8 protein-coding genes are annotated in these 10,389 nt (G+C 70.5%); 4 read left to right on the forward strand and 4 right to left on the reverse strand.

Going from position 1 to position 10,389, the window contains the following annotated elements; translation table 11 throughout:
- Window positions 1–1,978, reverse strand: a 1,978-nt coding sequence (locus AB0B89_RS31435) for a thiamine pyrophosphate-dependent enzyme (RefSeq protein WP_358560044.1), incomplete at its 3' end; no start/stop codon positions are given.
- A gap of 204 nt (window positions 1,979–2,182) precedes the next feature.
- On the opposite strand from AB0B89_RS31435, the gene AB0B89_RS31440 reads away from it, so the two are divergent.
- Window positions 2,183–3,559, forward strand: coding sequence for a hypothetical protein (locus tag AB0B89_RS31440; RefSeq protein WP_358560046.1), 1,377 nt, complete (start codon window positions 2,183–2,185; stop codon window positions 3,557–3,559).
- Window positions 3,560–3,797: 238 nt separating this feature from the next.
- Window positions 3,798–4,601 (forward strand): isocitrate lyase/phosphoenolpyruvate mutase family protein, encoded by an 804-nt coding sequence (locus tag AB0B89_RS31445; protein WP_358560047.1) that lies wholly within the window; start codon window positions 3,798–3,800, stop codon window positions 4,599–4,601.
- Between the two features lie 123 nt (window positions 4,602–4,724).
- Here the strand turns inward: AB0B89_RS31445 and AB0B89_RS31450 are convergent, their stop codons facing one another.
- The 3 genes from AB0B89_RS31450 to AB0B89_RS31460 all read right to left on the reverse strand — a co-directional run bounded on the left by AB0B89_RS31450 (window position 4,725) and on the right by AB0B89_RS31460 (window position 7,372).
- A complete protein-coding gene (locus AB0B89_RS31450) occupies window positions 4,725–5,597 on the reverse strand; it encodes an ABC transporter permease (RefSeq protein WP_358560048.1) in 873 nt (290 codons plus the stop codon).
- Between the two features lie 3 nt (window positions 5,598–5,600).
- Window positions 5,601–6,584 (reverse strand): ATP-binding cassette domain-containing protein, encoded by a 984-nt coding sequence (locus tag AB0B89_RS31455; RefSeq protein ID WP_358560049.1) that lies wholly within the window; start codon window positions 6,582–6,584, stop codon window positions 5,601–5,603.
- 191 nt (window positions 6,585–6,775) lie between these two features.
- The gene (locus tag AB0B89_RS31460; RefSeq protein ID WP_358560050.1) at window positions 6,776–7,372 is read right to left on the reverse strand and encodes a TetR/AcrR family transcriptional regulator; all 597 of its coding nucleotides are present in this window, start codon (window positions 7,370–7,372) and stop codon (window positions 6,776–6,778) included.
- A gap of 85 nt (window positions 7,373–7,457) precedes the next feature.
- Here AB0B89_RS31460 and AB0B89_RS31465 point away from each other — a divergent pair, with 85 nt between their 5' ends.
- Both AB0B89_RS31465 and AB0B89_RS31470 read left to right on the forward strand, forming a co-directional pair.
- Window positions 7,458–9,038, forward strand: a complete 1,581-nt coding sequence (locus AB0B89_RS31465; protein WP_358560051.1) for a carboxyl transferase domain-containing protein — start codon at window positions 7,458–7,460, stop codon at window positions 9,036–9,038.
- Between the two features lie 2 nt (window positions 9,039–9,040).
- A partial coding sequence (locus AB0B89_RS31470) for a biotin carboxylase N-terminal domain-containing protein (RefSeq protein ID WP_358560053.1) occupies window positions 9,041–10,389 on the forward strand: 1,349 nt, incomplete at its 3' end.

The following is a 10,389-nucleotide window of genomic DNA, read 5'->3' on the forward strand; positions in this document are numbered from 1 at the left end:
CACCATCACCGCGTCCGAAGTGATCGCCCGCGCGTGGGCAGCCGTACCCCTCCGCGGTGAGCCTGATCGCGGCCCGCAGGCTCATGCGCACCCCGTTGCCGAACGTCACGATCGTCAGGTCGCGCCCGTCGCCGTACGCGCGGCCGCTGCCGATGGGCACGTGGGTCTCGGCCCATCGCGACGGCGGGGCGTACGGGGTGAGCCAGCCGTTGTCGCCCTCGTCGATCAGGTCGCGGGTGTTGTAGAGCGCGATCGGCTCCAGGAACACGCACACCTCGCCGTCGGCCCTGGCGGCGGCGACGCAGGTGCGCAGCATCGCGGCGGCGTCGTCGGGCCGGGCGGGGGAGGCGACGACGAGCCCGGGGATGTCACGCAGGGCGGCGACGGAGTTGTCGTTGTGGAAGTGCCCGCCGAAGCCCTTCTGGTAGGCGTACGCCGCCACCCGCACGACCATGGGGTTCCTGTAGGCGCCCTTGGAGAAGAACCGCAGCGTCGCCGCCTCGCCGCGCAGCTGGTCGAGGGCGTTGTGCAGGTAGGCGAGATACTGGATCTCGGGGATCGGCAGCAGGCCGGAGGTCGCCGAGCCGAGGGCCAGGCCGAGCAGGGCCTGCTCGTCCAGGAGGGTGTCGAACACCCGCGCGGCGCCGAAGCGGTTCAGCAGCCCGCGCGTCACGCCGTACACCCCGCCCTTGCGCGCCACGTCCTCGCCGAAGATCATGACCTCGGGGTGGGCGCCCATGATGTCGGACAGCGTGCGGTTGATCGACTGGGCGAGGGTGAGCGGACCCTCGCGCTCGGGCGGGGTCTCGCCGAACAGCCTCGCCCGGTCGTCCGCGTGGCGCACGGCCTGCGCCGCCACCCGGGCGGGGTCGCGGGGGGCGAGCGGCTCCATGACCTCGCGGGCCGACCGCAGCCGGGGCCTGCGGGTGGACTCCAGCGCCAGCTTGAGCACGTGCTCGCGGAGCGTCTCGTAGCGCGCGAGCAGCTCGTCGGGCATCGCCAGCCCGGCGTCCACCAGCAGCTTCGCCGTGGCCAGCAGGGGGTCGCGCTCAAGATCGGCGGCGATCTCGCGCGGCGCGCGGTACGCCGACTCGACATCGGAGCCCGCGTGCCCCATCAGGCGGACCATGCGCAGGTGCAGGAACGCCGGTGACCTGCGGGCGCGTACGTGCTCGACGGCCTGGCACGCCACGTCGTACGTCTCGGCGAGGTCGCAGCCGTCGGCCTGGAAGCGCGGGATGAGGGGATGGCCGGACGCCTCGACCCAGCCGGGCGGGGTGCGCACGCTGATGCCGATGCCGTTGTCCTCGCAGACGAACAGGATCGGAAGCGGGAGCCCCTGGTATGCGCAGTAGGCGGCGGTGTTGAAGCCGCTCAGGGCGCTGGCGTGGTTGATCGAGGCGTCCCCGAAGCCGCACACCGTGATCGCCCCGGCCGGCCAGGGCGTGCCGGTGACGCCGAGCTTGCGCGCCCGTTCGATGGCGAAGGCCACGCCGACGGCGCGGGGCAGGTGACTGGCGATCGTGGAGGTCTGCGGGATGACCGCGAGGTCAGGATGGCCGAAGACCTTGTGGCGCCCTCCGGCGATCGGCTCCTCGGCCGCGGCGGCGAGGCCGAGCAGCACGTCGCGCAGCCCCTCCTCGGCGAGCCGCCCGGCCTGCGCCGAGCGGGCCAGGTAGAAGGCGCCCGACCGGTAGTGCAGGAGCGCGGGATCGGTGACGCGGGTGGCGGCGGCGACCGCGGCGTTGCCCTCGTGGCCGGCCGAGCCGATCGTGTAGAAGCCCTCGCCCTGCTCGCGCAGCCAGCGCGCGGCGATGTCGAGCAGCCGGCTTGCGAGCTGGATCTCGAAGAGCTCGCGACATCGGGCGCCCGTGAGGGTGGTGCCGGGCCGCACGGGCAGCCCGGGATCGCGGGGGCCGCCCGGTGATAGTGCGGCGACCGACTCGGTGAAGTGCGTCTCAACAGTGTCGCGGGCCACGAGGCCGATTATGTCGCGATGAACCTGGTCGCGTCCCGGGGCTTGCCGATACAGGTCACCTGTCCGAGTGGACCGGTCTATTTGGCTCGGATTAATGACGGTTTGTCAGAAGACACAACCAATGTGCTAATGCAGCCGTCTACTACTAAGGAATGACGTGGCACCCTCAAAGCCGCGTTAGGCAACGGGAAGAAGGGACACCCCGTGTTAAAACGCATCCGTGCCGTCGTCGTGGCGATGGCCATGGGCGCCGGAGCCCTCGCTCTGGTGACCCCATCGGCGTCGGCGTCGGCAGGGAAACTCGCGGCCCCCGACGTCTCCTCGGTGGCGGTGAGCTCCAGCCCGGTCGTCGTCGAGAGCAAGGACGGCAAGGCGGTCACCTTCAGCTACCTCGTGGACGGCGCGACCACTGGCGGCTTCACGCTGAAGCGGCCCGACGGCTCGACCCTCGACGTCGAGGCCAAGAAGGTCGACGAGGTGGGCGGAAAGCAGAAGTGGCAGGGCACCCGCACCTTCGGCCGCTCGGACGCCCCCGGCACGTGGAACGTCACGGCCAAGGCGACCAGCGTCGTCGGAACCGGTAAGGCGGGCAAGGACTTCCAGGTCAGGCAGGTCTGGGAGAGCGACCTCGCCGGGTTCGGCGCCTCACCCGAGCCCGTCGGCAAGGGCGACACGCTGACCCTCCAGGGCCGGCTGCTGCTCAACGGCACCGACGGGTGGAAGCCGTACAAGGGGCAGAAGGTGTACATCGCCTTCCGTGCCGAGGGCGCAGCCGGGTACGACCGGGTCGCCTACGACTACACCGACTGGAAGGGCCGCTTCTCGGCCGGCGTCAAGGCCGACCGCACCGGCTGGTGGCGGGCCGAGTACGACGGCTCGCCGGTCGCGCACAAGGCGACCAGCGACAGCGACCAGGTCGACGTGCGCCGGCAGACCACCGGCAGCCGGATCACCGGGTTCCACGTGAACCCCGACCCCGCCGACCAGGGCGACAGGCTGTCCGCGCGCGGGCGCCTCGAACTGGACACCTCGCACGGCTGGGACGGTTACCGGGGGCAGAAGGTCGACCTGCTGTTCAAGCCCGACGGTTCGCGCTCGTGGCGGGTCGTGGGCCACGACTGGACCGACCGCGGCGGCCGGTTCTCGATCGGCGCAGGGGCCGAGCGGTCCGGCTGGTTCCGGGCCGACTTCGACGGCGCCCAGGGCGTGAAGGGCACGAGCAGCCGGTCCGTCCACGTGACCGTCAACGAGCCGGAGCCGCCCGCCGACACCCGGATCATCAAGTTCAACGCCTACCCCGAGCCGGTGAAGTACGGCAAGTACGTCAAGAACCGGGGCACGCTGCAGATCTGGGACGGCGACCACTGGGTCGCCTACGACCACGTGAAGGTGGCCCTGTACTTCAAGCGGGCCGGCCACTCCACCTGGGAGTACGTCAAGACGGTCAGCACCAACGGCTCCGGCAGGTTCTGGACCCAGGTCAAGGCCTGGAACTCCGGCTACTGGAAGATCCGCTTCAAGGGCAACGGCGAGGCCACGGCGTCGTCCAGCAAGAGCGACTACGTCAGGGTGAAGAAGTAACGCCCGTCAGGTGACACGACGGCCCGGGAGCCCGCGAGCCCCGGGCCGTTCGCTTCCCCGCCGGCGCGCGAGGGTCCGGGAGCCGGCCCTGGGCGGCGGCTTCTGGACGGACCCGGTGTGGATCACCGACCCCGCGGTGCTCGACGCGCCACGGAGCCTTCCCGAAATCGGCTTGATTACGTCTGATGGAATAGCCCACATGACAACACTTCGTGATAAAGCCCTTTTGTTCCGCTCGATGCATGTCCCCGGCCGGCCGCTGGTACTGCCCAACGCCTGGGACGTCGCCTCCGCGCGTGTCGTGGCGGACGCCGGAGCCGCCGCGGTCGCCACCACCAGCGCCGGTGTCTCGTGGGCCCTGGGCTATGGGGACGGCGACCACCTGGACCGCGACCGCGCCCTCGATCTGATCGCCCGGGTCGTCGCGGCGGTCGGCGTTCCGGTGACGGCCGACGTCGAAAGCGGCTACGCGCCCGACCCCGCGGGGGTGGCCGAGACCGTGCGGGGCGTGCTCGCGGCCGGAGCCGTCGGCGTCAACCTCGAGGACTCGCTCCGCGTGGGCCCGGCCCCGCTGCGTCCCATCCTGGAGCAGTCAGAGCGCATCGCGGCGGCCCGTGGTGCCGCGGACACCGCTGGTGTGCCGCTGTTCATCAACGCCCGGATCGACACGCACCGCCTGCCGGCCGGGGATCACGTGACCTGGCTGAAAGAGACCCTCGCCAGGGCCGAGGCCTACGTGGCGGCCGGTGCCGACGGGGTGTTCGTTCTCGGCGCTCTGGACGCGGAGACCGTCACGGCGCTCGTGCGTGCGGTGTCCGCGCCGGTCAACGTCCTGGCGGGTCCTCGGAATCTCACCGTGCCCGCGCTCGCGGCGTTGGGCGTGGCTCGCGTGAGTGCTGGGTCCTCGATCGCCGAGGCGGCGTACGGGCTGGTCGCACGTGCCGCCCGGGAACTGCTCACCGACGGCACTTGCGGAGCTCTGCGGGGCGGTCTTGAGTACGGCACCCTCAACGCGTTGCTCCTGGCGGAACCTGGCCGCTGATCCGTGAGCGGTACCGCCTGATCCGTGAGCGGTACCGGCCGCGGTCAGTGGGTCCCCAGCGAACCCTATGCCCGGCGCCGGCGTCGGGGCGAGGCCGGTCGTCGCCGGAGCCGCCCCGGCCGGCTAGTCGGTGCGGCGGAACTGGGCGATGGCGACGCCCAGCAGGGCCAGGCCCATGAGGGCGACGATTCCGAGCTCGACCATGACCGGGACGTGCCAGCCGAACCAGTGGACGCCGGGGTTGAGCGCGTCCACGACCTTCGGGTCCACGTCGAGGTGGCTGAAGACCGCGTGGCGCATCGGGTCCACGGCGTACGTCAGAGGGTTGATCTTCGTCAGGAAGGCCAGCCACCCGGGCAGGTTGGCCAGGGGGAACATCGCCCCGGACAGGAAGATCATGGGCATGATCGCCATCTGCATGATGCCGAAGAAGCTTTGCATGCTCTTCATCCGGGCGGCGAGGCTCACGCCGAAGGCGGTGATCGTGACCGACGCGAGGAACATCTCCCCGAGCAGGGTGAGGATCAGCGTGGGGGAGTAGGGCACGTGGACCAGCCCGGCGAGGGCCAGGATGATGAAGCCCTGTACGGTCGCGACGATGCCGCCGCCCAGGCACTTGCCGATCACGATCGCGGCGCGGCTCACCGGGGCGACCAGCATCTCGCGCAGGAACCCGAACTCGCGGTCCCACACGATCGAGCCCGCCGAGAACATCGCCGTGGTGATCACCGTCATGGCGATCACGCCGGGGTAGATGAAGGTGCGGAAGTCCACGCCCTGGCTCGGCCCCCGTGAGACCAGCGTGCTGAGGCCGGTGCCCATGACGAACAGCCACAGCACGGGCTGCACCAGAGTGGAGATCATGCGGGTGCGGTCGTTGACGAACCGCAGCAGCTCGCGATGGAGAACTATCTTGACGGCCCGGATGTCGTGCCTGACGCTGCGTCCTGGCACGTGGACCCGGACGACTTCGGGCGAGGTGGCCTCGGTCGTCATCGTCTACCTCCTCACCATGGCGCGCATCCACGCGGACGTGCCGCTCTCGCCCTCGGCGTCTCGGATGGTGGAGCCGGTGTAGTTCATGAAGACGTCGTCGAGCGAGGGCCGCGACACGCTCACCGAGCGGATCGGCACGCCGAGCTCGGCGAACAGCCGGGGGACGAACTCCTCCCCTGAGGGGACGGCGAAGGTCACCACGCCCTCACGGACGGCCGCGTCGAGGTCGAAACGCTCCTTCAGCGCGGTGATGGCGGTCGCGTCGTCACCGGTCTGGATCTGCACGCGGTCCTTGCCGATGCCGGCCTTGAGGGCCTCGGGGGAGTCGATGACCACGATCTCGCCGTGGTCGATGATGGCGATGCGGTCGCAGTACTCGGCCTCCTCCATGTAGTGCGTCGTCATGAAGATGGTGATGTCCTCTGTGCGCCGCAATTTATCGATATATCCCCAGATAGCGGATCGGGTCTGGGGGTCCAGGCCGACCGTGGGCTCGTCCAGGAACAGCACGCGCGGCGAGTGGAGCAGACCCCGCGCGATCTCCAGCCGGCGTTTCATGCCTCCGGAGAAGGTCATGACCTTGGCGTCCTTGCGGTCCCAGAGCGCGACCATCTCCATGACCTGCTTGATCCGCTCGTCGACCACGTCCTTGCGCACCCCGTACAGCTCCGCGTGGAAGCGGAGGTTCTGCTCGGCCGACAGGTAGCCGTCGAGGGTCGGATCCTGGAACACCAGCCCGATGTTGCGCCGGACCTCGTCCCGCTCCCTGACCACGTCGTGCCCGGCCACCTCGGCCGATCCGCCCGTCGGGCCCACGAGCGTGCAGAGCATGCTGATGGTCGTCGTCTTCCCCGCGCCGTTAGGCCCGAGGAAGCCGAAGACCTCGCCCGGGCGCACCTCGAAGTCGATGCCTCTCACGGCCTCGACATTGCCGTAACTCTTCTTCAGCCCCCGTACGGCGACGGCGGGCGCCTCGCTTGTCGTCACTGTCCCTCTTCCTCCTGGTTCCCCGCACGCGTAGCTCCATCATCTCCTCGGGCATGCTTCGCCGGTACGTACGGTCGCCTCTGAACTATCTAGATACATGAAAGATATATCGAGATAGTCGGCAGAACAAGGCCTGGTTCCGGGCAGGGTGAAGGCGAGGTCCGGCGGTCGGACGATGAGAGGCGGGGAGGTTAACGTTCGTTAACGAGGTCGGCCAGGGCGGCGCGGGCCATGCGGTGCAGCAGGTCGGACATCGCGTCGCGGGCCAGCTCACCGGCGCTGTGCGGGGTGGAGTTGAGGAGCCCGAAGACCGCGTGGGTGGCGGCGCGCAGCACCGGCGGCCGTACGCCCGGGTACAGCTCGCTCAGGACGGTGACCCACTCCTCGGCGTACAGCCGCTGGAGCCGCCTGATCTGCCGGCGGGCCGGTTCGGGGACGTTGCCCAGCTCGCGATCGTGCACGGTGATCAGCGCGGGTTCGTCGAGCGCGAAGTCGATGTGACCGGAGATCAGCGCGTCCAGCGTCTCGCCGCCGCCCGCGGCCTGGGTGACCCGATCGGCCGCTGAGGTGCGCAGACGCTCGCTGATGTCCAGCAGTATCTCGGAGAGCAGGGCGTCCTTGCCGCTGAAGTGGCGGTAGAGCGCGGGCCCCGAAATGCCGACCGCGCCGCCGATCTCCTCGATCGGCACGCCGTGGAAGCCCCGGGCCGCGAACAGCGTGGCGGCGGCGTCCAGGATCTCCCTGCGCCGAGGGCTCGGAACTCGGGTATGACTCCGCACAACGGTCATGACCGGCAATGGTAGACGAACCAGTTAATGATGACTAACATCCACGTCATAGTTAGGGAACGTTAACCGCTGGGAGGTGCGCATCATGGCCCCTGTGCTCCGGACGGTGCTGAGCCCGGCCGGCGAGGAGTTCAAGCGCAACGCGGAGCTCAACGAGCGCCTGGCCGCCGACCTGCGTGAACGACTGGCGGTCGCGGCCCTCGGAGGCCCCGAGCGGTCGCGCGTGCGGCACGTCGAGCGCGGCAAGCTCCTGCCCCGTGACCGCGTCGGCACGCTGCTCGACCCCGGCTCCCGCTTCCTGGAGCTGGCACCGCTGGCCGCCACCGGCCTGTACGGCGACGAGGCCCCCGCCGCCGGGATCATCACCGGAATCGGCCGGGTCGCCGGCCGGGAGTGCGTGATCGTCGCCAACGACGCGACCGTGAAGGGCGGCACCTACTACCCCCTCACGGTCAAGAAGCATCTGCGTGCGCAGGAGGTCGCCCTCCACAACCACCTGCCGTGCGTCTACCTGGTCGACTCCGGGGGCGCGTTCCTGCCGCTCCAGGACGAGGTCTTCCCCGACCGGGAGCATTTCGGGCGCATCTTCTACAACCAGGCCACCATGTCGTCGCGCGGCATCCCGCAGATCGCCGCCGTGCTCGGCTCCTGCACGGCCGGAGGCGCGTACGTGCCGGCCATGAGCGACGAGGCCGTCATCGTCAGGAACCAGGGCACGATCTTCCTGGGCGGCCCGCCGCTGGTGAAGGCCGCGACCGGCGAGGAGGTCACGGCCGAGGAGCTCGGCGGCGGCGACGTGCACGCCCGGGTCAGCGGGGTCACCGACCACCTGGCCGAGGACGACGCCCACGCCCTGTCCATCGTCCGCGACATCGTCTCCACGCTGGCCCCGAGGCACCCCGCCCCCTGGGAGCGCGCCCGCCCCGAGGAGCCGCTGCACGACCCCCGCGACCTGTACGGCATCGTGCCCGCCGACACCCGCACGCCGTACGACGTGCGGGAGGTCATCGCCCGGATCACCGACGGCAGCCGCTTCCTGGAGTTCAAGGCCGAGTACGGCCACACGCTGGTGACCGGCTTCGCCCACATCCACGGGCATCCCGTGGGGATCGTGGCCAACAACGGCATCCTGTTCAGCGAGTCCGCGCTCAAGGGCGCCCACTTCATCGAGCTCTGCGACCAGCGGAAGATCCCGCTGGTGTTCCTTCAGAACATCAGCGGGTTCATGGTGGGCCGTGCCTACGAGGCCGGGGGCATCGCCAAGCACGGCGCCAAGATGGTCACCGCCGTCTCCTGCGCCCGCGTGCCCAAGCTCACCGTGGTCGTCGGCGGCTCGTTCGGGGCGGGCAACTACGCGATGGCCGGACGGGCGTACTCGCCGCGCTTCCTGTGGATGTGGCCCAACGCCCGCATCTCGGTCATGGGCGGCGAGCAGGCCGCCAACGTGCTGGCCACCGTGCGTCCCGGCGGCGAGGACGACGCGGAGTTCAAGCGCGCGATCCGCGAGCGGTACGAGGAGCAGGGCAGTCCGTACTACTCCACCGCGCGGCTGTGGGACGACGGCGTGATCGACCCCCTCGACACCCGCACGGTACTCGGGCTGGCCCTGTCCGCCGCGGCCAACGCCCCCCTCGACCCCATCGGCTACGGCGTCTTCCGGATGTGATCATGTTCGACACCGTTCTTGTCGCCAACCGGGGCGAGATCGCGCTCCGCGTCATCAGGACCCTCCGCCGGCTCGGCGTACGGTCGGTCGCCGTGTACAGCGACGCGGACGCGGGCGCCCGGCACGTGCGCGAGGCCGACACGGCCGTACGGCTGGCCTCCGGCTACCTCGACATCGACCAGGTGATCGCGGCCGCCAAACTCAGCGGGGCGCGGGCCGTCCACCCCGGCTACGGGTTCCTGGCCGAGAACACCGCGTTCGCGCGGCGCTGCGCCGAGGAGGACCTGGTCTTCGTCGGCCCGCCGCCCGAGGCCGTCGAGGCCATGGGTGACAAGATCCGCGCCAAGGCGACCGTCGCGGCGGCCGGCGTCCCGGTCGTCCCCGGCGGCGCGGAGCCGTCCGATGACCTCGTGGAGGCGGCGGGGCGCATCGGCTACCCCGTGCTGATCAAGCCCTCGGCGGGCGGCGGCGGCAAGGGCATGCTGGTCGTGCGCTCGCCGGAGGAGATGCCCCAGGCCATCGAGTCGGCCCGCCGCACGGCCGCCGCCGCGTTCGGCGACTCCACGCTGCTGGTCGAGCGGTTCGTCGCCGATCCCCGGCACATCGAGATCCAGGTGCTGGCCGACGCGCACGGCAACGTCGTCCACCTGGGCGAACGCGAGTGCAGCCTGCAACGCCGCCACCAGAAGATCATCGAGGAGGCGCCGTCGCCGCTGCTGGACGAGCGCATCCGGCAGAGCATGGGCGCGGACGCGGTGAGGGCCGCCAGGTCCGTCGGGTACGTGGGCGCGGGGACCGTCGAGTTCATCGTCTCCGGCGACCAGCCGGGGCACCCGGGCTACTTCATCGAGATGAACACCCGGCTCCAGGTCGAGCACCCCGTCACCGAGCTGGTCACCGGCCTCGACCTCGTGGAGCTTCAGCTCCGCGTCGCGGCGGGGGAGCCGCTGCCGCTGACCCAGGACGACGTACGGCTGCGCGGCCACGCCGTCGAGGCCCGCGTCTACGCCGAGGACCCCTCCCGGGACTTCCTGCCCACGGGCGGACGGGTGCTCGCGCTCGCGGAGCCGGAAGGCGACGAGGGCGTGCGGGTGGACTCGGGGCTCCAGACGGGCACGGTCGTCGGCAGCGACTACGACCCGATGCTGTCCAAGGTGATCGCGTGGGGCCCGGACCGGGAGAGCGCGCTGCGGCGGCTGGACGCGGCGCTGCGGGCGACGACCGTCCTCGGCGTGACGACCAACATCGCGTTCCTGCCCCAGCTCCTCGACGGTGTCGGACTCCCATACGAGACGCTCGGCCTGATTGGTTCCATAGGGAGGTTCGACGCCCCACAGATGGATGCGTACTC

Origin of the sequence: Sphaerisporangium sp. NPDC049002, assembly GCF_040649355.1 — a bacterium.
In the GTDB taxonomy this organism is placed as follows: Bacteria; Actinomycetota; Actinomycetes; order Streptosporangiales; family Streptosporangiaceae; genus Sphaerisporangium.